The organism is Phycicoccus flavus (assembly GCF_004025965.2).
GTDB classification, from domain to species: Bacteria; Actinomycetota; Actinomycetes; order Actinomycetales; family Dermatophilaceae; genus Phycicoccus; species Phycicoccus flavus.
The window spans coordinates 37,164-61,164 of sequence record NZ_SAYU02000005.1 but is presented as its reverse complement, the minus strand read 5'-3'; the positions used below and the strand labels follow the sequence as shown (position 1 = coordinate 61,164).

The following is a 24,001-nucleotide window of genomic DNA, read 5'->3' as shown; positions in this document are numbered from 1 at the left end:
GCGCGCGGCCTCAGGCGGTCGACGCGGCGAGCTGGCCGCAGGCGCCGTCGATGTCCGATCCGCGGGTGTCGCGCACGGTCGTCGGGATGCCGTGCGCCCGCAGCCGCTCGACGAACTGCTGCTCGACGCCCCGGCGGGACGCGGTCCACCTCGACCCGGGCGTCGGGTTGAGCGGGATGGGGTTGACGTGCACCCAGCCCCGGCCGCGGGCGGCGAGCTTCTCGCCGAGGAGGTCCGCGCGCCAGGCCTGGTCGTTGATGTCGCGGATGAGGGCGTACTCGATGCTCACCCGGCGGCCGGTGGCCTCGTAGTAGCGGTGGGCGGCGTCGATGGCCTCGTCGACCTTGAACCGGGTGTTGATGGGGACCAGCTCGTCGCGCAGCTCGTCGTCCGGGGCGTGCAGCGACAGGGCCAGGGTCACCGGGATCCCCTCGGCCGCGAGGCGGTCGATGCCGGGGACGAGGCCCACCGTCGACATCGTCACGCCGCGGGCCGAGATGCCGAGCCCGGAGGGCGGCGCCTCGACGAGCCGCCGGATGGCGCCGACGGCGGCCTTGTAGTTGGCCAGGGCCTCGCCCATCCCCATGAAGACGACGTTGCTGACCCGGGTCGGGCCGGCCGGCGCCTCGGAGCCGCCCGCCTCCTCCCCGAGACCGGCGCCGTCGACGACGCCGGTGGCCTCGGGCAGCCCGCCGTGCCGGAGCATCCGCGCGGCCGCGACGACCTGCTCGACGATCTCCCCCGCCGACATGTTGCGGGTGAGCCCCTCCTGGCCCGTGGCGCAGAACGGGCAGTTCATGCCGCAGCCGGCCTGGCTGGAGATGCACACGGTGACCCGGTTCGGGTAGCGCATGAGCACCGACTCCACGAGCGCCCCGTCGAAGAGGCGCCACACCTGCTTGACGGTGGCGCCGGCGTCGGCGGTGATCGAGCGCACCGGCGTGAGCAGCGGCGGGAGCAGGTCGCGGACCAGGTCCTCGCGGACCGCCTTCGGCAGGTCGGTCATGTCCTCGGGGGTGTCGACGAGCCGCTCGAAGTAGTGCGTCGAGAGCTGGCTCGCCCGGAAGGCCGGGTGCCCGAGCGCGCTCACGGCCTCGCGCCGTCCGGCGAGGTCGAGGTCGGCGAGGTGGCGTGGCGGCTTGCCGCGCCGGGGCGCGCTGAGGGTCAGCCGGCCGGGGACGGGACGGGGGCGGCGGGGGGGCGGGGCATCGGACATGACCGGCCGATTCTCGCAGGTCCGGCGCCGGTGTCCCGATCCCCCGCCCCGGGCCCGCCGAGCGCGTACGCTGCCGCCAGCCGACGACGGGGGGAGCCATGGGACTGTTCGGACGCCGCCGGCGGGAGCAGCCGGAGACCGGGGCGGACCGGGAGACCGACCCGGAGCTGACCTTCCTCACCGTCGCCGAGGCCGCCCGCTTCCGTGCCGTCGTCCGCGAGGTCCTCGCCGGCATGGGCCGCGAGGTCGAGCTGCGGCCGCAGTCGGTCGTCACCGACGACGGCCGCGAGTGGGGCCTGTGGAACGTCGCCGCGAACGCCCACGGCGACGAGCGCGGTCCCGCCGGCTGGCCCGACGTCGTCCGCGAGCACTTCGAGAAGACCTTCCGGGTCGTCGACGCCGACCTGGACGCACTGTCGGACGAGGAGTACCTCGCCGCGCTGCGGATGCGCCTCGTCGACGAGCAGACGACCCGCGCCCTGCTCGGCAGCTTCGAGCACGCGCTGCCGTGGGCCGACGGGGTCGTCCGGCTGCCGACGCTCGACCTCCCGGAGTCGGTGGCCACCCCCTCGGGCGAGGAGCTGCGGGGACGGGGCGACCTCGCGAGACTCCTGGACCGCGCCTGGGCGAACACGGCGGCGCTCGTCGCCACCGAGGACCTGGAGCGCGAGCACGTCGAGCACGAGGGACACGACATCTGGTGCGTCCTCGGCGACTCGTTCTACACCGCCTCGCTCGCCCTCGTCCTCCCGGACCTCGTGCGGCGGTTCGAGCCCGCGGCCGACCTCTCCGGCGGCGTCGTCCTCGCCGTCCCGCACCGCCACCTGCTCGCCTACCGCGTGCTCGACTCCCCCGGGGCCGCGCTCGGCGCGCTGCTGCTCCTGCCGAGGTTCGCCGCCGGGGCCTACGCCGACTCCCCCGGGCCGGTGAGCCCGCACACCTACCTGTGGCGCGACGGCGAGGTGACGACGCTGACCTCCGTCGAGGACGGGACCCTGTCGGTCACGCCCGGCCCGTACCTCGAGGAGCTGCTGTCGGCACTTTCCGCAGAGGACGACGGCGCACCGTCCTGACCTGCGGCGCAACGGTGTCGCGCCCGATTCCGCGACGCCCGGACCGCGCCGGGCCCTACCCTCCTGCCAGATCCCGTTCGCAGGGGAACGGGACGCAGGGAAAGGGATGGGCCATGCGCCTGTTCGACCGTTGGCGTGCCTCCGCCGGCACGACCACCCCGTCGTCGTCCACCCCGCGGCGCACCGTCGCCGAGGTCCACGACACCGACGACGCCGCGCTCGACGACGTCGTCCGGGCCCACCTCGAGCGGCTCACGGCCGCGGCCGAGAACAGTCCGGACACCCTCGGGCCGCGGGAGTTCGAGGCCGCGCTCACCAGCCGGCTCGTCGCCCAGCGCGACCTGCCGCCGGGCGACCGGCGCTACCAGTACGTCACCCCGTTCGCGCCGCACGTCGCGGAGGTGCTCACCCTCGACCTGCCGATGGCCGTCGTCACGCTGCCCCAGGAGCGGGTGGCCGTCGGCCAGCGGTCGTTCTCGGCCCTGGTGAGCATCGGACGCCAGAACCTGGAGCGGACCCTGCGCACCGCGGAGGTCGAGGTGCGGGCCGTCGGTGACCGCCGCTCGGCCTGCCGCACCGTCGTCGGCGACTCGCCGTACACCGGGTCCTTCGCCCGGTTCCTCTCCGAGGCCGCGGCGCGCTTCCTCCCGGGGGCCGACACCGGCAACGGCGTGGTGTTCGCGGTCCCCGACCGGCACGCGCTCGTGCTCTCCCCGTGCACGACCGCCCCGGTGACCGCGGCCGCGTTGGAGCACGTGCCCGCCCAGGCCCGGCTGCTCTTCGACACCGGCAGCGGGCCGGTCTCGCCGCACGTCTACCACTGGTACCACCGCCGGCTGACGTGCCTCACCACCGAGGAGCCGGACGGCTCGTTGTCGCTGACGACGACGCCGGTCCTCGACACCGTGCTCGGCGCCACCCGGCGTCCGGGCGCCCGCGTCGGCTGAGCCCGGCAAAACCTCCGAACCGCCGCCGCGCCCGTCGGCCACGGCCTACGATGGCGCGGTACTCCCGTTCAGCAGGGGAACGGGGATGCAGGGAAAGGACGGCCGATGGGCCTGTTCGACAGATTTCGCGCACCCTCCGGTGCCCAGGACCGGGGCCAGCAGGCTCCGCCACCACTCAAGACCGTGAGTCCCGTCCCGGACGTCGACGACTTCTCGGCGCCCTTCGAGGACTGGATCCGCGACCACCTCACACGGCTCACCGAGGCCGCCGAGACCGACATCGACGCGCTGGCGCCCGAGGAGCTCGACGAGGCGCTGACCTCACGGCTCGCCGGGGCCGAGCGCCTCCACGACACCGGGCTGGGCTTCTCGTACGCCGTGCCGTTCGCGGACGGGGTCGACGAGGTCCTCACCCTCGACCTCCCCACCTCGGTCGTCACCCTGCCGGACTCCCGCGTCGAGGGCCTGGGCCGGTACGTGCCGACCCTCCTCGAGCTCGGGCGGGCCAACCTCCGCCGTCTGCTGGACGCCACCGAGGTCGACGTCGAGCGGCTGAGCGCCGGCGACCAGTCGTGCATCCTCGTCCACGGCGACTCCCCGTACACGGCGTCCTTCGCCCGGTTCCTGCTCGACGCGGTCGCGCGGTGGGTGCCCGGGGCGGACGCGACGAACGGGGTCGTGTTCGCCATGCCGCACCGTCACGCGGTGGTGCTGCAGACGTGCTCGACCGCCGCCGAGACCCGCGCCGCGCTGGACCTCGTGCCCTGGCACGCGGCGCAGCTGTGGGGCGAGGGCGTCGGGCCGGTGTCGCCGCACACCTACCACTGGCACGACCGGCACGTGACGACGCTCACGCACCTCACACCCGAGGGCACCCTGGCGCTGCGGCCGACGCCGCTGCTGGAGTCCCTCGTCGAGCCCCGACGCCACGTCGGCTGAGACCCCGGTCGCGCCCGGCGACCCCTGGTCCCGGGCGCGACCGGCCCCTCCTTCCGGAGGGGTGGGGCCGGTCGTGCGAGGCTCTCGTGGCGGCGCGCCGCCGAGCGGTCGCCCCGCTCAGGCGGGGACGAGCCAGAGGAGCAGCGCCCAGGCCACCGGAGCGACGACGACGAGCGAGTCGAGGCGGTCCATGAGGCCCCCGTGCCCCGGCAGCAGGTTGCCCATGTCCTTGATGCCGAGGTCGCGCTTGATGCTGGACTCGATGAGGTCCCCGGAGGTCGCGGCCGCGGCGGTCACGAGCCCGAGCGCGGCGCCGGCCCACCAGGGCCCGCCGAGCAGGGGCGGCACCGCGGCGGCGCCGACGACGGCGCAGGTGAGCACCGAGCCCGCGAACCCCTCCCAGGACTTCTTCGGCGACAGCGAGGGTGCCATGGGGTGCCGGCCGAGGAACACCCCGGCCGCGTAGCCGCCGACGTCCGAGGCCACGGTGACGAGGACGAAGGTGATGATGCGCTGCCGGCCGTCGGGCTCGGCGAGCATGAGCGAGGCGAAGCCGCCGAGGAAGGCGGGGTAGAACGCCGCGAGGCAGGAGGCGGCGAGGTCGCGGGCCGCGCCGTCGAGGCCGTCGGCCACCCGCCACACGAGCAGCCCGACGACCGTGAGCCCGAAGGTGAGGACGAGTGCCTCCGCCCCGCGCAGGTACGCGGACACGACCATGCCGACCGTGCCGAGCAGCAGCGGCGCCAGGGGCACCCGCATCGACTTCGCGGCGACCGCCCGGCGGACCTCCCAGGACCCGGTGGCGATGGCCAGGGCGAGGACGACGAGGAAGGCGCGGGCGTCCAGGACGAGGGTCGCGATGACGAGCGCGCCGAGCATGAGCCCCACGCCGATCGCGGCGCGCAGGTCGCGGCCGGCGCTCGGGACCCGGCGCGGCTCCGCCCCCGCTGACCGCTCGTCGCCGGGACCCCGCCCGGCGTCCCCCGCCTCGGTGAGGACCTCCCCGGAGTGGGTGCGGTCCGGGGCGGGCACGCCGTCGGCGGGTCCGGCGTCGGTGTCGGGGTCGGGCATGGGCAGGTCAGACCTCGAGGAGCTCGGCTTCCTTGTGCTTGAGGAGGTCGTCGATCTGGTCGACGTGCCGCTTGGTCACCGACTCCAGCTCCTTCTCGGCGCGGGTCCCCTCGTCCTCGCCGACCTCGCCGTCCTTGACGAGCTTCTCGAGCGTCGTCTTGGCCGAGCGGCGGATGTTGCGCACCGACACCCGGGCCTCCTCGGCCTCGGAGTTGGCCATCCGCACGTACTCCCGGCGGCGCTCCTCGGTGAGCTGCGGCATCGTGCAGCGGATGATGTTGCCGTCGTTGCTCGGGTTGACCCCGAGGTCGGCCTGCGAGATCGCCTTCTCGATGGCGTGCATCGAGGACTTGTCGAACGGGCTGATGATGATGGTGCGCGCCTCGGGCGTCTGGAAGGACGCGAGCTGCTGCAGCGGGGTCGGGGCGCCGTAGTAGTCGACGAGGAGCTTCTGGAACATGCCCGGGTGCGCACGGCCGGTGCGGATCCCGGAGAAGTTCTCCTTCGCGACCTCGACGGCCTTCTCCATCTTCTCCTCGGCCTCGAACAAGGTCTCGTCGATCATCGCGGCGCTCTCCTTCGGTGGACGCCGCGGTGCTGCGGCGCTGCGTGCCTAGTGTGTCAAACGGGACGCCCCGGCGCCCCGAGGCGCCTCAGCCGGCGTGGACCAGCGTGCCGATGGGCTCGCCGCGCAGGGCTCGGGTGACGTTGCCCTCGCCGTCCATGCCGAAGACGACCATCGGCAGCTCGTTGTCCATGCACAGGCTGAACGCGGCGGCGTCGACGACCCGCAGCCCGGTGCGCAGGGCCTCGGCGAAGGTGACCTCCTCGAGCTTGGTCGCGTCCGGGTTGGTCCGCGGGTCGGCGTCGTAGACGCCGTCGACGCCGTTCTTGCTCATGAGGACCGCGTCGCACTTGCACTCCAGCGCGCGCTGCGCGCTCACGGTGTCGGTGGAGAAGTAGGGCATGCCGGCGCCGGCGCCGAAGATGACGACCCTGCCCTTCTCGAGGTGGCGCATGGCCCGCCGCGGGATGTACGGCTCGGCGACCTGTCCCATCGTGATCGCGGTCTGCACCCGGGTCTGGACGCCCTCCTTCTCGAGGAAGTCCTGGAGGGCGAGGCAGTTCATCACCGTGCCGAGCATGCCGATGTAGTCGGCCCGCGCCCGCTCCATGCCCTTCTGCTGCAGCTCGGCGCCGCGGAAGAAGTTGCCGCCGCCGACGACGATCGCCACCTGGACGCCCTCGCGGACGGCCTCGGCGATCTGCCGGGCGACGCCGCGCACGACCTCGGGGTCGACGCCGAGCTTGCCGCCGCCGAACATCTCGCCGGACAGCTTGAGCAGGACCCGGCGCGGACGGTCACCGGTGCTCTCGGCTCGGGGGGCCACGGCGGTGGCAGGCGTCGTCACAAGAGCCTCCTCGGCGGGGATCAGGGCGGTCACCGAATCCTGTCACACCGGGACGACACCCACCCAACGCGGACGATCCGTCGGTGACGAGCGCGACCGGACCTACCCGTCCGCGCCCAGGCCGCTGTCCCGGGCGATGAGGGCGGCCTGGGTCCGCGACTCCAGTCCCAGCTTCATGAGGATGCGCGAGACGTGCGTCTTGGTCGTCCCCAGGCTGATGTCGAGCCGCCGCGAGATCGCGATGTTCGAGCGGCCGTGGCCGATGTGGGCGAGCACCTCGACCTCGCGGCTGGTGAGGCCCGCCTGCTCGAGGCGCTCGAGCCCGCTGCGGTCCGCCCGGCCCTGCGCCGCGGCGTCGGCGGTCTCGGTGAGCCGGGCGAGCACCCGCCCCGTCACCTCGGGCGCGAGGGCGCCGTCGCCGGCCGCCACCCGTCGCACGGCCGCGACGAGCTCGGAGGACTCCGCGGTCTTGAGGAGGAACCCGGCCGCTCCGGCGCGGATGGCGCCGTAGACGACCTCGTCGTGGTCGTAGGTGGTGAGCACGAGCACGCGGTACCCCTCGGCACGCAGCCGCCGGGTCGCCTCGACCCCGTCCGTCCGCGGCATCCGGACGTCCATGAGGACGACGTCCGGCGACAGGGCCCGGGCGTTGTGCACTGCGGCGTCACCGTCCGCGGCCTCGCCCACGACCACGACGTCCTGGGCGTCGCTGAGGATGAGCCGCAGGCCGGCGCGGATCGTCGAGTGGTCGTCGACGATGAGGACCCGGATCACCTCGGTCCCCCGTCGCGGGAGGGCACCCGCGGGATCTCGGCGTCGACGCTCCAGCGGCGCTCCTGCCCGGTCTCGGTCTCTCCCGACCGGAACCGGCCACCGACCGCCGACACCCGCGCCGCCATCGACCCCAGGCCGATGCCGCCGGCGATGACCGGCGGCCGGCGGTCACCGTCCGCGCAGGCCGCGAGGCCGTTGCTCACGGTGAGCCGGACCCCCGTCCCGGTGGACACGAGCCGCACCGTCGCGCGGCCGTCACCGTGCTTGAGGGCGTTGGTCAGTGACTCCTTGACGACCTGGGCCAGGGCCTGCTCCTGCGCGGGCCCGAGCTCGACCGTGGCCAGGTCGGCGTCGACCTCGAGCCCGGCCGGCTCGAGCCCGGCGACGATCTCCTCGAGGCTGGGCTGCTCGACGTCGCGGGCGTCGTCGACGTCGACGTCGTAGCTGCGGAGCACGTCGATGAGAGCGCGCATGTCGGTGAGGCCGTCCAGGGCCGCCCGCCGGGCCTCGTGCAGCACGGACCGGTCGCGGTCGGTGTCGGGGTCGCGGTCGAGGGCGGCCGTCGTGAAGAGGGCGATCGAGGACAGGTTCGAGGAGATGGTGTCGTGGAACTGGGCCGCCAGGCGCGCCCGTTCGTGCTGCAGCACCTCGGCCTGCTCCGCGACGGCACGCCGCCGCTCGTCCGCGGACCGGCGACGCTCCCGCTCGGCGCGGTCGTCGCCGCTGCGGGCGTCCCCGCTCAGCCACAGCGCCAGGGCCGCGAAGACCCCCACCTGGAGGGTCCCGAGGACGGCGTCCCCGGCGCCGCGCCCGGAGGCCAGGACCCAGGCCGCCACCGCGGCGCAGACCAGGCCGACGACCCACCGCACCGCACCCCGGGCGCTCAGGGACAGGTGCCGTCCCGCGGCGTACACCGCGTTCACCCACACGCCGAGCACGGCCATGTGCAGGCCGATGACGACGTCCGCGACCAGCGCGACGGTCGCGAGGACGAACGCGACCACCGGCGTGCGCGACTGCACCGTGACGCCGGCGCAGCCCACGGCCAGCGGCACGAGATGCCACATCGGGGTGGTCGCCGGGACCAGCGCCGGGATCTCCGCGAACGGGCCGATGCCCGAGGAGAGGATCGTCAGCCCGACGGCGAAGAGCGACAGCGCGATGACGGCGTCGGACCGACGGGTCGGGGCGCGGCGGGGCGGACGGGGTCCGCTCACGAGGTCGCGCAGGGACGGCATGGTGTCCACCGTAGGTGCCCCGGTGCGTGCGGGCCATCACACCAAAGTGGTACTCCGTCGCCGGTCCTTCGGCGGACGACGGGCACGGCGGCCCGGGTGAGGCTGCCCGCATGGACGGTGCCTCCACGCTTCTCGCCCTCGGTCCGGCGCTGGTCGCGCTGGCGCTCGTGGACTCCTTGAGCGTCGGCACCCTCGCCGTCCCGGTCTGGCTGCTGCTGGCGCCGGGCCGGCCACGGCCGGGGCGGATCCTCACGTACCTGGCCGCCCTGGCGCTCTTCTACGTCGGGGTCGGGCTGGTCCTGCTGGCCGGCGCGGACGCCCTCGTGGCGACCCTGGACGTCGACTGGCAGAGCCCGCCGGCCATGCGGGTCCTGTTCCTCGCTGGTGCGGCCCTGCTCGGCGCGAGCTTCGTCGTCCACCCGCCGGGCGGTTCGACGCGTCCCGGCGGCGGCAACCCGCGGCTCCGACGCTGGCGGGCCGCGGCCGCCGGGGCCGACGACACCGGCCGGGCCTCGAGGCCTCGCGCGCTCGTGGGACTGGCCCTGGCGGTCGGGCTCGTCGAGGTCGGCACGATGCTGCCCTACCTCGCGGCCATCGGCCTGCTGACCGGCACCGACCGGCCGTTCGCCGTCAAGGCGCTCGTGCTGGCCGGCTACTGCGTCGTCATGGTGCTGCCGGCGGTGGTCCTCGTGGTCGCCCGCCGCGTGGCGGCCCCCCTCCTGGACCCCCTGCTGCGCCGGCTGGACCGCTGGTTCGCCGCGCACGGCGGCGAGGCCCTCGGCTGGATCCTCGGCATCGTCGGGGTCGTCCTCATGGGTCGCAACCTGCCCGCGGTGATGGAGCTGTTCGGTGGCGTCTGACCAAAGTCGTAGGGCTGCGACCAAGGACGGATGGAGCGGCCGGTCCGGCCTTCCTAGTGTCGAGAACAGCCGGGGACGAGGGGTCGCAGCACCCACCCGGGAGACGAGACCAGCAAGGGGGACCACGCCATGACGACGACCACCACGAGGCCGGTGCGGCTGCCGGTCGAGGGGCCGGCGCGCGGCGACGGACCGAACAAGCGGCACCTGCCCCGCTCGGTCGCGTGGCACGGCACGACGCTCGAGGGCGACGCGCTGCGGCATGCCGTGGCGATCACCGCCGCGGCCCTCGCGGAGCTCGGCGTCGACGCCTCCGGCACGGTCGTCCTGGAGGTCGACGACACCGGCCGCGGCATCGTGACCCTGCTGGCCGCGGCCTCCGTCGGCGCCGGCGTCGTCCTCGTCGACGACCTGGCCCGCCTGCGCCTGGCCCACCCGGGCACGGTCCCCCAGGACGCGGTCCGGGTCACGCTGCGGGCGGCCCCCGGCGGCACCGCACACGACCTGCGGGCGGTCTTCGGGCCGCTGGAGGGATCGGGGCCGCACCCGGCACAGTGGGCGGCCCGGACGGAGCGGACGGACGCCGACGTCGACCTCGGCGCGTGGTTCGCCCGGTCCCGGGCCCTCGGGATCTTCAGCTCCGGCACGACGACCGGCGAGCCCACCCTGGTGTGGAAGTCGGGGACGAGCCTCCTCGAGAACGCCCGGGCCACCGCGGCGGCGCTGGGCTACCACGACGACGACACCCTGCTCCCGCTGCTCCCCCTCGCCGGGCAGTACGGCTCCTCCGCGGTGCTCGTCGCCGCCGTCGTCGGGGCCGGGCTCGTCACCTGCTCCCGCACCCGGCTGGGCGAGGTCCTGCGGACCGTCGAGCGGCACGGGGTCACCTGCCTGGACGCGACGCCCGTCCTGTACCGGGCCCTGCTCGACGAGCTCGACAAACGGCCGGCGGGCACCGCCCGGCTGGACGCCGTGCGCCTGTTCGGGGTCGGCGGCGAGGGTCTGTCACCGCGCCTCCAGGACGACGCCCGTGCGCGGCTCCACCGGCCGCTGACCGACGGCTACGGTCTGACCCAGCTGGGCAACGTGGCGTTCGCGTCGACGCCGGGGCGCGGGGCGCTCACCCCGGTCGAGCCCTACCGGCTCGCCGTCCTCGACGACGCGGGGGTGCCCTGCGCCGACGGCCGGCTGGGTCGCGTGCTCGTCGGACGGACCGACGGGCGGCCCCCGGTCGAGGCGGACCCGCAGGCGTGGTTCGACACCGGGGACGTCGGCCGCCTGACCGCCGACGGGCTCGTCGTGCTCGGGCGCCGCGGGATGATCAGCCGGGGCGGCAGCCTCGTCTCCCTCGCCTGGGTCGAGGCGGCCCTGACGGCCGAGGGTGTCGAGGCCGTGGCCGTGCCCGACGAGAGCGGCGAGACCGCCCGCTACTGGCTGTTCGTCCAGGACCCGCTCCACCGGCCCCGCGAGGTCTGGCGACGCCGGGTCGCCGGGCTGCTGGCCGAGGACCAGCGGCCGGACCACCTCCGCGTCCTCGGGACCCTGCCGGTGGACTCCAGCGGCAAGGTGAGCCGGGCCCGCCTGCGGGCCCTGGCCGAGGGACTCGGCGAGGCCCAGGGCCCGCTCCAGTGCCGCGCGGACTCCCCCGCCGGCCGCCTGCGGGCCACGGTCCGCGAGAACCGCCAGGAGCTCATCGCCCTGATCGAGGAGACGAGCGACCGGGCCACGGCGCACCGCGACTACTGGTCCCTGGTCAACGTGCTCAACCACGCCGACGGGGAGCTCGGGCTCTACACCCGACCGCCCCGCGTGCCGGTCGACGTGTTCTTCCCGCGCAACGCCCTGTTGGAGTCGTTCGCCATCTACTGCCTGGTGCCGTCCCTGTGGGCGAGCGAGGTACGCCTGCGTCCCGCCCGCGGCACGGAGACGGTCATGGCCCGGGTCGTCGAGCTGCTCGGCGCTGCGGCACCCTGCCCCGTCGCCCTCGACACCTCGACCCAGGCGGCCTTCGTCGAGACCGTGGCGAGCCGGCCGTCGCTCGTGCTGTTCACGGGTCGCCGCTCCAACGCCGAGGAGATCCTGCAGGCGCTCGGCGAGCGGCACGTCCTGCTGTTCTTCGGGCGGGGCGTCAACCCCATCGTCGTGAACCGCGGGGCCGACCTGCGGGCCGCGGCCAAGGACATCGTCATCTCGCGGCTGTTCAACGGCGGGCAGGACTGCCTCGCCCCCGACCTGGTGCTCGCCCACGACGACGTGGTCGACACGCTCGTGCCCCTCGTCGTCGAGGCCGCCGCGGAGTACGTCCGGGCGAACGACGGCGCCCTCGCCCCGCTGCTCAAGGACGAGACGCTGCTGCACGCCCTGGGCCACCTGACCACCCACGCCGAGGCGATCGTCAGCGGCGGCGAGGTCGACTACCGCGGCCGGACCTTCTCGCCCGCGGTCCTGCGCACGGACGACGTGGGCCGGGCGGCGCCGGTGGAGCACTTCGCCCCGATCGTCACGATGGCCGGCTTCGGCTCGGTCGGCGAGGTCCTCGACCTGCTCCGCACGCGGTACTACCTGGAGAACGGGTTCGGGGTCTCCCTGTACGCCGTCGAGGAGACCGCCGCCCGCACCCTCTGCGACCACTACATGGTCGCCATGGACCAGAGCCTCGCCGACGCGGCGACGCCGTACGAGCCCTTCGGCGGACACGGGGTGGAGTCCGGGTTCGTCGCCCACCGGGGCGGACGGGTGCTCGGGCCCGTCAACATCACGCAGACCGCCGTGCGGTTCGGCTCGACGATCGGGGACGCCTGACATGAGGACACACCACGAGCCGGCGCGGGTCGTCGTCACCGGCATCGGGGCGGTCGCCCCCAACGGCCTCGACGCCGAGAGCGCGTGGGCGGCCACGTCGTCCGGGCGCAGCGGCATCGCGACCCTCACCGACGTCGAGCTGGACGGGCTGACGGTGACGATCGGCGGCGAGGTGACGGGGTTCGACCCCTCCGCGCACCTGTCCCGGCCCGACCAGCGCCGGTTGAGCCGCTACGCGCAGCTCGGCGTCGCCGCGGCCCGCGAGGCCATGTCCGCCCACGTCACCGACGAGGGCGCGCCGCCCTTCCGGTCCGACCGGTTCTCCGTCCTGGCCGCCAGCGGCTACGGGCCCACCGAGGTCACCCATCTCGGCACCCGGTCGCTCGGGGCGAAGGGGCCGCGGGGCGTGTCGGCGAACGGTGCCGTCTACGGCGCGCACGACAGCCTCAGCTCCTACCTCAGCGTCGAGTGGCACGCCCAGGGCCCGAGCCACGCCGTCGCGGCGGCCTGCGCCAGCGGCACGGTCGGCGTCGGCGAGGGCATGCGGATGGTGCGCCACGGCTACGCCGACGCCGTCCTCGTCGTCACCGCCGAGCACTCCCTCAACGTCCAGGACATCGCCGCGACGGCCAACATCCGGGCCCTCGCGACCGACTCCAACGACGCCCCCGAGCGCGGCTCGCGTCCGTTCGACCGGTCCCGCAGCGGGTTCGTCATGTCCGCCGGGGCGGCGGCCCTGCTCCTGGAGTCCGAGGCATCCGCCCGCGACCGCGGCGCCCGGGTGCTGGCCGAGGTCCGGGGCTACGGCTGCTCCTCGGACGCCCACCACGCGACCGCCCCCCACCCGGAGGGCGTCGGGGCACAGCTCGCGATGCGGCAGGCGCTCGCCGACGCCGGCTGCACGCCCGCGGACGTCGGGTACGTCAACGCCCACGGAACGAGCACCCCGTACAACGACGCGACCGAGCTGGCCGCCATCGCCGCCGTGTTCGGGGAGCACGCGCACCGGGTGCCGATCAGCTCGACGAAGTCGACGACCGGCCACCTCATCGGTGCCGCCGGCGCCCTGGAGGCGATCTTCTGCATCCAGGCCATGCGGGACCGGATGCTGCCGCCGACGATCAACCTGGACGACCCGGAGTTCCCCGAGTTCGACCTGGTCCCCCACGTGGCCCGGACCGCGGCGCCGGAGCTGTGCATGTCGAACTCCTTCGGGTTCGGCGGCCACAACGCGACGGTCGTCCTCGCAGGGGTGGCGTCGTGAGCGCCGTGACCGCGGTGGCGGCGCCCCCGGTCCTCCCGGCCCCCGCCCCCGATGACCCGTGGACGCAGGTGGCGAGCACCCTCGTGGAGCAGGGCGTGCGGGTCGTGTTCGGCCTGCCGGACGACGACATGCGGGCGCTACGGGCCCTGGAGGACCACGGCGTGACCGTCGAGTGGTGCCGGTCCCAGCGGACGGCGGTCCACATGGCGGCCGGGTCCGCCCTCGCCACCGGGCGCCCGGCGGTGGTCCTCGTCGGACGAGGACCGGCCGTCGCCGCCGCCGTCCCCGGCCTGCTCGAGGCCGACCACGGGCACGCGCCCGTCGTCGTCCTCGCCGCCGGGACCGCCACCGAGCGCCTACAGGACCGGGCCTTCCAGGACGCCCCGACGCTCGCGCTCGTCGCCCCCGTCACGCGCTGGGCGGCACGGGTGCCGACCCCGCGACACGCGGCGTCGATGCTCCGCGAGGCCTTGGCCCGTGCGGTCGCGGCACCCGCGGGACCCGTCTACCTCGAGGTGCCCGACGCCGCTCCGTCCCCCGTCGACGCCGGTCCCGACGGCCGGAGCGTGCCGGTGGGCCTCGACGGGGCGCTCGACCTCCTGACCGCCGCGCGCCGGCCGTGCCTGCTGCTCGGCAGCGGTGCGCGCTCGCTCTCCCGGCCCCAGGTCCTCGACCTCGCCGCGCGGACCGACGCCGCCGTCCTCGTCACCGCGTCCGGCCGGGGCTGCGTCCCCGAGTCCCACCCGCGCTTCCTCGGCGTCGCCGGCCTGTACATGGCCGGTCCCGTACGGGACCTCGTCGCGTCCAGCGACCTCGTCGTGGCCGTCGGCAGCCAGCTCGAGGAGACCGCGCTGACGGGCATGCCGACGGAGTCCGCGTGGCTGCAGGTCACCGCCACCCCCGCCGGCGTGCACCACCGGTTGCCCGGGGCGCACCTGGTGCGCGACGCCGCCGACTGGGCGGACGCGCTCGTCGCACGGGGCCCGGTCCTCGAGCGGACGGCGTGGGCCGCACGGGTCGCCGGGGTCCGGGCGCGCCTCCTGGAGTCGCGGGGCGACGAGGGCACGCTCGGCGCCCTCGTCGTGCACGCCCTCTCGGACCTGCTGCCCGAGGACGCGGTGGTGGTCCACGAGAACGGGCTGCACGACATGTGGAGCTACGCGTTCCCGCACCTCACGCTGCCGGACCGGGCCCGCTCGATCGCCCCGTCGGAGCAGACGACGCTCGGCTTCGGGGTCGCCGCGGCCGCCGGGGCGGCGGTGACCGAGCAGCCGCTCGTCGTGTGCGTCACCGGGGACGCGGCCCTCGCGACCCTGCGTCCCGACGCCGACGAGATCCTCGCGTCGCGTCGCCGGCTGCTCTACGTCGTCCTCGACGACGGGGCGATGGGGTGGCTCGCCCGGCAGGCCGAGGGCGCCGGGTCCCCGCAGCGCTTCGAGCGCGCCGGCGGGCTCCTCGGCCCGGCCGACCGCGGGGACGTCCTCGTCGTCGAGCGCCCCGCCCAGGTCCGTCCGCGGCTCGCGCAGGCGGTCGCGGCCGCGCAGGCGGGCGTGCCGACGGTGGTCCGGGTGGTGGTCGCCCGGGACGACGTCGCCCCGATGCTGCGGGAGGGGGTGGGCGATCGTGCATGACCTCGGCCTCCATCTCACCCCCGGCGTGCCCTTCTTCACCGACGCCGACCACGGCCTCCGCTCCGCCGAGCCCTACGCGTTCGTCCACGCCGAGCTGCCGGACGGCTGGCACCGGACCTCGTCCTCGGCCGTCTGGACGACGGTCGGCCGCGACACCACGCTCCCGCCGGCGGGCTGGAAGGTGCACGTGTCGACGGTGCGCCGCGAGGCCCCCGAGGTGCTCGCGCTCGTCGCGGCGGCCTGCTTCGACCTGGGCGTCTCCTTCAAGCACCTCACCTCGCCCCGGGCCTTCGACGCCCTGAGCAGCAAGTACGCGCCCCGGGCCAGCAGCGGGAAGTTCGTCACCGTCTACCCGGTCGACGCCGCGCAGACCGACCTCGTCGTCGAGCGCCTCGGCGCGCTCCTGCGGGGCCGACACGGGCCCGCCATCCTCACGGACATCGCCGTCGGCGGCGCCCCGGTGCACGTGCGGCACGGCGCCTACCGCGAGCTGTGGACCGTCCTGCCCACGGGCGCCGACGCGCTGGCCTACGCCGGTCCGGACGGCGAGCCCGTCCCGGACCCGCGCTCGCTGGCCTTCGCGGTCCCGGGCGGCGTCGAGGTGCCGCGGTGCGTCGCCGCGGCCCGGGAGCACCGGCGGACCAACGCCCGGGAGCGCACCCTGCCGTACTCGGTGTCCCAGGCCCTGCACGTCTCGGCCGGGGGCGGGGTCTACCAGGCCACGAGCCCGGACGGCACCGAGGTCGCCCTCAAGGAGGGGCGACGGCACGCGGGCATCGGGCTGGACGGCTCGGATGCCGCCGGCCGGGTGCGGCACGAGGCCGACACCCTGCGCTCCCTCGCCGACGTCCGGGGGGTCCCCCGGGTCCTCGGGTGGCACGAGTTCGACGACCGCGTCTTCATGGCCCAGGAGTTCGTCGACGGCTGCCGCGCCATCGAGTTCGTCGCGCAGTTCCACCCGGAGGTGCGGGCCGACGCCACCGCGGCCGAGGTCGCCCGGTACGCGGAGCGGGTCGCCGGGATCGTCGCGGCGCTCCGGGCCACGGTGACCGAGATCCACCGGCGCGGGCTCGCCGTCGGCGACCTGCATCCCGGCAACCTGCTCCTCGGCGCAGACGACACCGTCACCCTCGTGGACCTGGAGACCGCCCACCAGGCCTCGGCGCCGGTCGAGGACGGCTACACCGTCGCCCCGGGGTTCCGGGTGCGGGCCTCCTCGCCGCAGCACGCCGACCTGCTGCGCCTGGAGCTGGTCCACCTCTGGTTCCTCACTCCGCAGAACACCTACTGGGAGTTCTCCGACGGCGTGCTGGAGCGCTGCCTCGACGAGGCGCGGGACCGGTTCGCCCCGGCGCCCGGGACGTTCGCCGCCCTACGAGCCGCGGCCGGCCCGCGGACCCCCGTCGTGGACTGGGGTCGGGTGGACCCGGTGCGGCCGGACCTGCCGACCACGGACCTGATCGGGCTCGCCGAGCGGACCCTGCTGTCCTTCCCGGTCCGGGACGCCCGGTGCTCGCCGGTGCCCGTCGGACCGGGCGCCGTGCCCTGGAGCCTGGCGAACGGCGCCGCGGGGGCGATCTGGACCGTCCGGCACGCGTCCTCCCCCCGCGTCGGCGAGCTCGTCGACTGGCTCGGAGCGGCCGCCGGCGCGTCGGCACGCACCGTTCCGGGCCTCTTCGACGGCTACGCGGGCGCCGCCGCCGTGCTGCACGACTGCGGCGACCCGGCCACCGCGCACGCCCTACTCGACCGCGCGGTCCGCTGGTCGGAGCGCGTGACCAACCCCGACCTCGCGCGCGGGCTGTCCGGCGTCGGCCTGGCCGCCCTCCGCCTGGGCGACGGGTCCGGCGCCGAGCGGCTGGGCCGGCGGGTCGCCGACCTGCTGGAGTCCGGCGCACGGCTGGGCCGGGGGCTGGGCGCCGGAGGCAGCGGGATCGCGCTGTTCGCCGTCCGGCTCTTCGAGGCCACCGGCGACGAGCGGTGGCTCGACCTGGCCACCCGCGCCCTCGCCCGCGACCTGCGCCACCTCGTCCCGCGGCCCGACGGCACGGCTCTCGTCGACCACGGCACCGGCCGGATGCTTCCCGACGTCCTGTCCGGCACCCTGGGCGTCGCCGTGGCCGCCCGCGAGCTCGGCCGGCACCGCACCGTCGCGGACGGAGCCGACGTCCGGGCTGCCGCCCTCCGGGTGTGCCTCGTCACCGGCTGGGCCACCCAAGGGCTGCTCGAGGGACGCTCCGGGGCACTGGCGTTCGCGGCGGCCACCGACGGCGAGTGCGCGGCGACCGCCGTCGCCCGCCAGACCGACGCGCTGCGCCGCTACTTCTGCCACGTCGGCGAGGAGGTCCACTTCCCGGGCCTGCTCGGCCTGCGCTTCTCCTGCGACCTCGGGTCCGGGCTCGCCGGCGCCGTCCACGCGCTGCGGGCCGTCACCGACCCCGCCGAGCACCTCCTGCCCCTGCTGGGACCCCTGCCCGCCCCGGTGCCGACCCCCATCCACGACGAGAGGACATGCCATGTCTGAGAACCACCCCGCGGTCCGACTGCGGCCGCTGGAGGACGACGACCTCCCCGAGATCCTCGGCTGGTTCAAGGGCGAGGTGGGCCGCCTGGCCCACGGCGTCCACGGCCAGGTGGAGGCCGAGGACCTCACCTCCACGAGCCCCGGGACCGGGCTGCGCGTCGCCGTCACGGACGACGAGGGCATCGTCGGGGTCTTCAACTGGGTGGACCAGGGCTCGGGCAGCTACTTCATCGGTATCGCCGTCGCGCCGCACCTCGTCGGCAGCGGCTACGGGATGTTCATCGTCGAGCAGGGCATCGGGCACCTCTTCGACCAGCTGCGGGCCCACCGCATCGAGCTGCGGGCCGCGACCTTCAACCACCACGTGATGGGGATGCTGCGCGCGGGCTTCATGACGCTGGAGGGGGTGCTGCGGGACACGATCTTCGTCGACGGCCGGTACGCCTCGACGGTCGTCGCCAGCATGCTCGAGGGCGAGTACCGCGAGCACGTCGCGGCCGGGCGCATCTACTCGCCCACGCGCAACTTCGAGCCGCAGGACCTGGACCGCGGCGCCCGTGCGCTGCGGGCCGCCCTCGGCTCGCCACGGGTGTCCCGCTCCTGGGACACCCTCCGCGATCGGGCCGACGTGTCGGCCTGACCCAGACGACGCACCCGGCGACGCCGGGTCGCGACCGACGAGCCGAGAGAGGAGGAACGCCCATGTCCATCGACGAGATCCACGACGTCGAGGTCGTCGAGGTGGCCGCTGACGTCACCGTCGCCAGCTTCCAGAGCACGTCCTGCTGACCACAGCGCCCCTGTCACGTCGACCACAGGAAAGGAGGGGTGTCCCATGACCATCGACGAGATCCACGACCTCGACGTCGTCGAGGTGGCCGCCGACGTCACCGTCGCCAGCTTCCAGAGCACGTCCTGCTGACCAGGCAGGAGGACCGGTGGGGCGGCACCCCGGACGCCCGAGGCGTCGCCCCACCGGTCCCCGACCACCCGCCGACCCATGCCCCTTCGGAAAGGAGGACAGCGTGTCCACACCCACCGCCGCCGTGAGCAGCCCGTCGATGGCCGGCGAGCACGTGCTGTACCTCTGCGCCGGCGAGGCGTGGTGCGTGCCCTTCGGCACCGGCGACCCGGCCCGCCTCGACGTCGGCGGCGGCCGGGTCCGGCACCTGCTGGGCGACCCCGACGGCGACGGCTGCGTCGCCGTCGTCGAGGTCGACGGCACGACGGAGATCCGCGTCCTCGCCGGGCCCGACGCCGAGCCCGTCGTGGCCTGGTCCGGGTCGCTCCGTCCCGTGCCACTGACCTGGCGCGGCCGCGGCACCGTCGTCCTGGGCGTCCCCGAGGAGGACGGTGACGATGCGCCCGTCACCCTCGTCGAGCTCGACGTCCACGGCCCGCACGACCTGCACCCCTCCGCCCTCTCCCATCTCAGCGCCCTCGACGAGGACTCCGCAGGCCACCGGGTCGCGGTCACGGCAGGGGTCCACCCGGCCCACGTGCGCGGGTGGCGCGGCGGCAGCCGCCGCCGGCTGCTCCGCGACGACGGCGGCCGATGGACCCCGGACCCCCACCCCTGGGGCAACCCCGCCGACGCCTGCCTCCTCGGGGGCCGGGTCTTCGTGCTCGACGACCCCGACGGCCCCCTGGACCTGTACTCGGTCCCGGTCGGGGGCGGTCCCGTCCGCCGTCACCACCTTGCGCGGCGCGGCCGCGTCACCTCGCTGCGCCGCGGCCGCGACCGGCTCGTCGTCGGCGTGTCCGGCGACGTCCTCACCCTGCGGCCGGCCGACGACGCGGTCCTGGAGGTCCGCGGCCCCGGTGGGGCCGCCGCGACCGCACCGGCCGGTGGCCCGCGCCCCTGGACGGCGGAGGCCACGACGCGCAGCCCGTGGGCGCCGGCCGTGGCCCGCGTGGGCGCAGGACGGCTCGTCGTGACCACTGACGACGACGTGTGGGCACTGCCCGCCGAGCACGGGTGGGTGACCCACGCCGACTGGACCGGCGACGGCGCGCTCACGGCCGTGGTCCGGGTCGGCGGTGCCACCGCCGTCCTCGAGGTCGAGCCGGCCACCGCCACCGTCCGTCCCCGCGCCCTGCCCGACGCAGCCGTCGTCTTCCAGGCCGACGACGCGGCCGTGGCCGCCACCGGCGTCGTGCTGGCGAGCGCCGCGGACGGGGTCGTGTGGGTTCCGCGGACCGGCCCGGTCCGGGGCCTCGAGGCGCGCCCGGCCCACCGGCGGGGAGCGCCCGTGGTGAGGGCCGACGGCTCCGTCGTCGCGTGGACGGAGGAGACCGAGCTGGCCGGCGCCGTCCTGCGGGTCGCCCGGACGTCCTCGGGAGAGGGCGCGACGGTGACCGTGCCGGGGGCCGGCGTCCGGCTGCCGGTGTTCGCGGCCGACGACCGGCTGCTCTTCGTCTCCACCCCGGTGAGCCCGCTCACCGGCAGCGCGGCGCCCGTCCGCGAGCCCAGCGTGCTGTGCGCGGTCGACCCCCACGCGGTCCTGCGCGCGCAGGCCGGCAGGACCGGGGCGCCTCCGGTGCAGGTGCTGGCCCGCGGGCTCCACGACGTGCGCGAGGTCGTCACGGACGACTCCGGGTGCTGGGTGCGCGAGCGCTCAGGCCTCGTCCCGGTGCCGGGCGTCGGGGCGGCCGGCTCTCCCAGGCCGAGGGAGGCCCGGGCCCGGCACCGAGCGTCGCCGGACCTGCCCGCCGCGACCGACGTGCCCGCTCCGCCGGACCGGGCCGAGCGGACGATGCGCCGCTGCCTGGACCTGCTCGCCGGCCGGTCGCTCCCCAGGGCCGAGGGCGCGGCGTTCCTGGACCGCTCGCTCGACCTCCTGCGCTGGGCCGCCCGCTGCGTCGGCGACGACGAGCTCGACACCGCCCTGCGCAGCGCGCTGCGCGACCTCGGGTCCTCGCACGCAGCCCTCCTCACGTCGACTGCCGCGTCCGCCCCCGGCTCCGTCGCCGGACCGTCGCCGTGCCCCTCGAGAGTGGACGAGGCGCGCGCCCGAGCCGCGGGCCGGCTCCACGGGCGGGCGCGCTACCTCGCCGTCCCCGACGTGGCCGCCGCCGGCCTGCGTGCCGTCGAGGCCCTGTGCCGGTCCTGGCGCGGGGACGAGCCGCTCGTGCTCGACCTCAGGTACAACCGCGGAGGGCCGTTCGCGGACCACCTGGCGGCCCTCCTGCTGCACCTCCTGACCCGCGACGCCGTGGCCCGCCCCCCGGGGACCGGCGAGCACGCCCTGCTGCGCGGCCCGCGCTACGTCGACGTCCTCGTCGACCAGCACACCGGGTCCGGCGGCGAGCACCTCGCGGCGGCCCTGGCCGGCCACCCCCGCGTCCTCGTCCTCGGCCGACGGACCGCCGGGGCGGGCACCGGCTTCCATCGGCGATGGTCGCTCGGCGACGGCCGGTCGCTGGTCCTGCCGCAGTACCGCCTGGGCACCAGCCGATCGCTCGGTCTGGAGAACCGCGGGCTCGACCCCGACCGCCGGAGCGAGCAGGACCTCGCGGCGGGACCCGCCCACGACGACGCCCTGCTCGACCTGCTGCCCCTGCCGCCGCCCGCCACCCCCGACGGCGCCCACCGACACCCCGAACCCGCTGCGTCAGCACCCGACGAAGGAGGCACCCATGAACGCGCCACAGCTGGAGGCCGAGGACCTCGAGAAGGTCTACGGATCGGGTGAGAACCGGTTCCGCGCCCTGAAGGGGGTCTCGCTCTCGGCCCGCACGGGGGACTCCCTCGCGATCGTGGGCCGGAGCGGGTCCGGCAAGTCGACGCTCCTGCACCTGCTCGGTGCGCTGGACCGTCCCGACGGCGGCCGGGTCCGCTACGAGGGCGAACCCGTCGACACCATGAGCACCCGGGACCAGGACCGGATGCGCAACCGGGAGTTCGGCTTCGTCTTCCAGCAGTTCCACCTGGAGGAGCGGGCCAGCGTCCTGGAGAACGTGGCGCTGCCGATGATGATCGCCAAGGTCCCGGCCAAGGAGCGGCGCGAGCGTGCCCTGGAGGTCCTCGACCGGCTCGGCCTGGCCGACCGGGCCGACGAGAACGCGGCGAACCTCTCCGGCGGGCAGCGGCAGCGGGTGGCCATGGCACGGGCCCTCGCGAACCGGCCGCGGGTGATCTTCGCCGACGAACCGACCGGCGCCCTCGACGTCGAGAACGGTGCCACCGTCGCCGACCTGCTCTTCGAGCTCAACCGGGACGACGGCATCACCCTCGTGCTCATCACGCACAGCACCGACCTGGCGCGGCGCTGTGGGCGACGGGTGACCATCGTCGACGGCGAGCTCGCCCCGGACGACCCGGCGGCGACGGAGCCGGTCCGATGACCCCCCGCGACCTGCTCAGGTCGGCGGGCCGGAACACCTTCCGCCGTCCGCTGCGGGCCTTCCTCACCATCGTCGCCATCGCCATCGGCGCCTTCACCTTCACCGTCACGAGCGGCCTCGGCACGGGCATCAACACCTACATCGACTCCCAGACCCGCGCGGTCGGGGCGAGCCGGACCGTCCAGGTCACCGGGACGAGCGTCATGTCCTTCCTCAACGAGCGGATGGAGGTCTACCGCGACGACATGGACACCGCGCGCGGCATGGACGTCGGCTCCGGCATCCTCGGCGAGGAGGACCTGCAGCGGATCACCTCGGCCCTCGGACCGGACGACGAGTACTCGGCGAACCGCCAGGTGAGCGCCCTCTACTACTCCCACGACGGCGGCCAGCGCTACCGGTTCGTCTACAACGGCTACTGGCCGGGCAAGACGGCCAACCTCGTCGCCGGCGACCAGCTGCGCGACGACACCGACCAGGCCCAGCTGATCGTCCCGTCGTACGCCACCCGGCCCCTCGGCTTCGCGAGCGCGCAGGACGCCGTCGGCCGGACGGTCGAGATCGGTGTGCTCGGGCAGGACGGCGAGGTGCGCACCGTGCCCGGGACGGTGGTCGGGGTGCAGGAGAAGTCGCTCATCGGCGGGAACCTGCCCTTCGGCAACCAGGTCCTCGACGACGCGCTGCAGGACGCCTCGTGGGCGGGCTCGGCCGAGGACGACGCGCAGTGGTACTCCAGCGTCCTGGTGACCGGCGAGGACCCGGACCGGATCAGCCGGGACGTCGCCGCGCAGGGCTACGCCACCGCCACCGCCGAGCAGACGGTCGGGGACTACAAGTCCATCGTGAACGGCATCCTGCTGCTGCTCAACCTGCTCGCGGGGGTCGCGATCGTCGCGGCCATGTTCGGGATCGTCAACACGCTGATGATGTCGATCCAGGAGCGCACGCGGCAGATCGGGATGTTCCGCGCCCTCGGGATGGGGCGTCGTCGCGTCTTCTCCTCGGTGGCCCTGGAGGCCGCGCTGCTGGGCGTCATCGGCAGCGTCGTCGCCGTGGCGCTCGGGGTGCTGGCCGGGCGACTGCTCGGTCCGATGGCCCTCGACCTCGCCGGGCTCGACCTGCCGGGTCTGGAGCTCTTCGCCTTCGACGCCACGAGCCTCGTGGCCATCGTGCTCGGCGTCACGGTCGCCGCGCTCGTCGCCGCCCTGCCGCCGGCTCTCCGCGCGGCGCGGATGGATCCCATGGACGCCCTGCGGGAGAACCGATGAGCTCCGTCGGGCTCCGGCCGGCCGACCTGCACCTGCCGCGGGGCCACCTGCTCGTCGTCGGCACCGGGGCGCTGTCGGTGTCCCTGCTGCCGGGCTGGGTCGAGACGGTGCGGGCCTGGTACCCGGGCGTCGAGGTCAGGGTCGTCGTCACGCCGAACGCGCTGCGCTTCGTCACCCCGACGACGCTGCGAGCGGCCACGGGCGGTCGCCTGCTCGGTCCGGACTGGCCCGCCGACGACGCCCTGCCGGTCCCGCACCGCGACCTCGCCGACTGGGCCGACGGGCTGCTCGTCCTCCCCGCCAGCGGGAACACCGTCGCCAAGCTGGCCATGGGTCTGGCGGACACCTTCGCCCTCACCGTCGTCCAGAACGCCCGCTGCCCCGTGGTCGTCGTCCCCGCGGTCTCGCCGGTGGTGGCCACCTCACCGATCCACCTCGCGAACGTCGAGCGGCTCCGTGACGGCGGGAGAGTCGTCCTGGACTCCGTCGAGGGCCGGTCGGCGAGCTCGCGCACCGTCGAGCCGGGGTCCCCCGCCCCGATCCACACCGTGCTCCTGGCGCTGGCCCGCAGCGTGCGCGCCCGGTCGGTGGCGTCCGGCGACGCCCTCGCCGCGGGTGCGGCGCCGGGGTGAGCA

At 75.3% G+C, this 24,001-nt stretch carries 19 protein-coding genes; 13 read left to right on the top strand and 6 right to left on the bottom strand.

All coding sequences use genetic code 11. The features are described from left to right. Positions 1-10: 10 nt before the first annotated feature. Entirely contained in the window at positions 11-1,216 is a 1,206-nt protein-coding gene (gene rlmN / locus EPD83_RS02920) for a 23S rRNA (adenine(2503)-C(2))-methyltransferase RlmN (RefSeq protein WP_128366383.1), read from the bottom strand. 98 nt (positions 1,217-1,314) lie between these two features. On the opposite strand from rlmN, the gene EPD83_RS02915 reads away from it, so the two are divergent. The 3 genes from EPD83_RS02915 to EPD83_RS02905 all read left to right on the top strand — a co-directional run bounded on the left by EPD83_RS02915 (position 1,315) and on the right by EPD83_RS02905 (position 4,175). Next, a complete protein-coding gene (locus tag EPD83_RS02915) occupies positions 1,315-2,289 on the top strand; it encodes a hypothetical protein (protein WP_128366384.1) in 975 nt (324 codons plus the stop codon). A 113-nt stretch (positions 2,290-2,402) separates the two neighbouring features. Continuing rightward, a complete protein-coding gene (locus tag EPD83_RS02910) occupies positions 2,403-3,236 on the top strand; it encodes a hypothetical protein (protein WP_128366385.1) in 834 nt (277 codons plus the stop codon). Positions 3,237-3,419: 183 nt separating this feature from the next. Then, positions 3,420-4,175: a hypothetical protein gene (locus tag EPD83_RS02905; protein ID WP_128366386.1), complete on the top strand. Its 756-nt coding sequence runs from the start codon at positions 3,420-3,422 to the stop codon at positions 4,173-4,175. A gap of 117 nt (positions 4,176-4,292) precedes the next feature. On the opposite strand, the gene EPD83_RS02900 is transcribed toward EPD83_RS02905, so the two are convergent. From EPD83_RS02900 to EPD83_RS02880, 5 genes are all read right to left on the bottom strand, one after another. Beyond that, positions 4,293-5,246 carry a phosphatidate cytidylyltransferase gene (locus EPD83_RS02900; RefSeq protein ID WP_128366387.1) on the bottom strand — a complete coding sequence of 318 codons (954 nt, stop codon included), beginning with the start codon at positions 5,244-5,246 and terminating at the stop codon, positions 4,293-4,295. 7 nt (positions 5,247-5,253) lie between these two features. Continuing rightward, positions 5,254-5,811 carry a ribosome recycling factor gene (gene frr / locus EPD83_RS02895; RefSeq protein ID WP_128366388.1) on the bottom strand — a complete coding sequence of 186 codons (558 nt, stop codon included), beginning with the start codon at positions 5,809-5,811 and terminating at the stop codon, positions 5,254-5,256. Positions 5,812-5,899: 88 nt separating this feature from the next. Next, positions 5,900-6,637: a UMP kinase gene (gene pyrH, locus EPD83_RS02890; protein WP_205859388.1), complete on the bottom strand. Its 738-nt coding sequence runs from the start codon at positions 6,635-6,637 to the stop codon at positions 5,900-5,902. A gap of 123 nt (positions 6,638-6,760) precedes the next feature. Then, positions 6,761-7,432: a response regulator gene (locus tag EPD83_RS02885; protein WP_128368625.1), complete on the bottom strand. Its 672-nt coding sequence runs from the start codon at positions 7,430-7,432 to the stop codon at positions 6,761-6,763. Beyond that, a complete protein-coding gene (locus EPD83_RS02880; RefSeq protein ID WP_165566185.1) occupies positions 7,429-8,670 on the bottom strand; it encodes a sensor histidine kinase in 1,242 nt (413 codons plus the stop codon). Before EPD83_RS02880 ends, EPD83_RS02885 begins: the two co-directional genes overlap by 4 nt. Before the next feature lie 110 nt (positions 8,671-8,780). Between EPD83_RS02880 and EPD83_RS02875 the strand changes: the two genes are divergently transcribed. From EPD83_RS02875 to EPD83_RS02830, 10 genes are all read left to right on the top strand, one after another. Next, positions 8,781-9,530 (top strand): GAP family protein, encoded by a 750-nt coding sequence (locus tag EPD83_RS02875; RefSeq protein ID WP_128365486.1) that lies wholly within the window; start codon positions 8,781-8,783, stop codon positions 9,528-9,530. A gap of 129 nt (positions 9,531-9,659) precedes the next feature. Next, positions 9,660-12,332, top strand: coding sequence for an aldehyde dehydrogenase family protein (locus tag EPD83_RS02870; RefSeq protein WP_128365487.1), 2,673 nt, complete (start codon positions 9,660-9,662; stop codon positions 12,330-12,332). Between the two features lies 1 nt (position 12,333). Then, entirely contained in the window at positions 12,334-13,596 is a 1,263-nt protein-coding gene (locus EPD83_RS02865; RefSeq protein ID WP_128365488.1) for a beta-ketoacyl-[acyl-carrier-protein] synthase family protein, read from the top strand. Next, on the top strand, positions 13,593-15,227 hold the full coding sequence (locus EPD83_RS02860) for a thiamine pyrophosphate-binding protein (RefSeq protein ID WP_164896123.1): 1,635 nt from the start codon (positions 13,593-13,595) through the stop codon (positions 15,225-15,227). Before EPD83_RS02865 ends, EPD83_RS02860 begins: the two co-directional genes overlap by 4 nt. Beyond that, positions 15,220-17,751, top strand: a complete 2,532-nt coding sequence (lanKC, locus tag EPD83_RS02855) for a class III lanthionine synthetase LanKC (protein WP_128365490.1) — start codon at positions 15,220-15,222, stop codon at positions 17,749-17,751. Before EPD83_RS02860 ends, lanKC begins: the two co-directional genes overlap by 8 nt. Beyond that, the gene (locus EPD83_RS02850) at positions 17,744-18,391 is read left to right on the top strand and encodes a GNAT family N-acetyltransferase (RefSeq protein ID WP_128365491.1); all 648 of its coding nucleotides are present in this window, start codon (positions 17,744-17,746) and stop codon (positions 18,389-18,391) included. The genes lanKC and EPD83_RS02850 overlap by 8 nt, the downstream gene beginning before the upstream one ends. A gap of 385 nt (positions 18,392-18,776) precedes the next feature. Continuing rightward, on the top strand, positions 18,777-21,446 hold the full coding sequence (locus EPD83_RS02845) for a S41 family peptidase (RefSeq protein ID WP_128365492.1): 2,670 nt from the start codon (positions 18,777-18,779) through the stop codon (positions 21,444-21,446). Continuing rightward, on the top strand, positions 21,391-22,098 hold the full coding sequence (locus tag EPD83_RS02840) for an ABC transporter ATP-binding protein (protein WP_128365493.1): 708 nt from the start codon (positions 21,391-21,393) through the stop codon (positions 22,096-22,098). Before EPD83_RS02845 ends, EPD83_RS02840 begins: the two co-directional genes overlap by 56 nt. Then, positions 22,095-23,366: an ABC transporter permease gene (locus EPD83_RS02835; RefSeq protein WP_128365494.1), complete on the top strand. Its 1,272-nt coding sequence runs from the start codon at positions 22,095-22,097 to the stop codon at positions 23,364-23,366. The genes EPD83_RS02840 and EPD83_RS02835 overlap by 4 nt, the downstream gene beginning before the upstream one ends. Then, positions 23,363-23,998 carry a flavoprotein gene (locus tag EPD83_RS02830; protein WP_128365495.1) on the top strand — a complete coding sequence of 212 codons (636 nt, stop codon included), beginning with the start codon at positions 23,363-23,365 and terminating at the stop codon, positions 23,996-23,998. The genes EPD83_RS02835 and EPD83_RS02830 overlap by 4 nt, the downstream gene beginning before the upstream one ends. The last annotated feature ends 3 nt before the right edge of the window (positions 23,999-24,001 follow it).

Bases quoted from the DNA above. Each gene is read 5' to 3' on its own strand.
- EPD83_RS02830 (WP_128365495.1), top strand. From the start codon at position 23,363: ATGAGCTCCGTCGGGCTCCGGCCGGCCGACCTGCACCTGCCGCGGGGC.
- EPD83_RS02900 (WP_128366387.1), bottom strand. From the start codon at position 5,246: ATGCCCGACCCCGACACCGACGCCGGACCCGCCGACGGCGTGCCCGCC.
- EPD83_RS02840 (WP_128365493.1), top strand. From the start codon at position 21,391: ATGAACGCGCCACAGCTGGAGGCCGAGGACCTCGAGAAGGTCTACGGA.
- EPD83_RS02880 (WP_165566185.1), bottom strand. From the start codon at position 8,670: ATGCCGTCCCTGCGCGACCTCGTGAGCGGACCCCGTCCGCCCCGCCGC.
- EPD83_RS02865 (WP_128365488.1), top strand. From the start codon at position 12,334: ATGAGGACACACCACGAGCCGGCGCGGGTCGTCGTCACCGGCATCGGG.
- EPD83_RS02915 (WP_128366384.1), top strand. From the start codon at position 1,315: ATGGGACTGTTCGGACGCCGCCGGCGGGAGCAGCCGGAGACCGGGGCG.
- rlmN (WP_128366383.1), bottom strand. From the start codon at position 1,216: ATGTCCGATGCCCCGCCCCCCCGCCGCCCCCGTCCCGTCCCCGGCCGG.
- EPD83_RS02850 (WP_128365491.1), top strand. From the start codon at position 17,744: ATGTCTGAGAACCACCCCGCGGTCCGACTGCGGCCGCTGGAGGACGAC.
- EPD83_RS02910 (WP_128366385.1), top strand. From the start codon at position 2,403: ATGCGCCTGTTCGACCGTTGGCGTGCCTCCGCCGGCACGACCACCCCG.
- frr (WP_128366388.1), bottom strand. From the start codon at position 5,811: ATGATCGACGAGACCTTGTTCGAGGCCGAGGAGAAGATGGAGAAGGCC.
- EPD83_RS02870 (WP_128365487.1), top strand. From the start codon at position 9,660: ATGACGACGACCACCACGAGGCCGGTGCGGCTGCCGGTCGAGGGGCCG.
- EPD83_RS02875 (WP_128365486.1), top strand. From the start codon at position 8,781: ATGGACGGTGCCTCCACGCTTCTCGCCCTCGGTCCGGCGCTGGTCGCG.
- EPD83_RS02835 (WP_128365494.1), top strand. From the start codon at position 22,095: ATGACCCCCCGCGACCTGCTCAGGTCGGCGGGCCGGAACACCTTCCGC.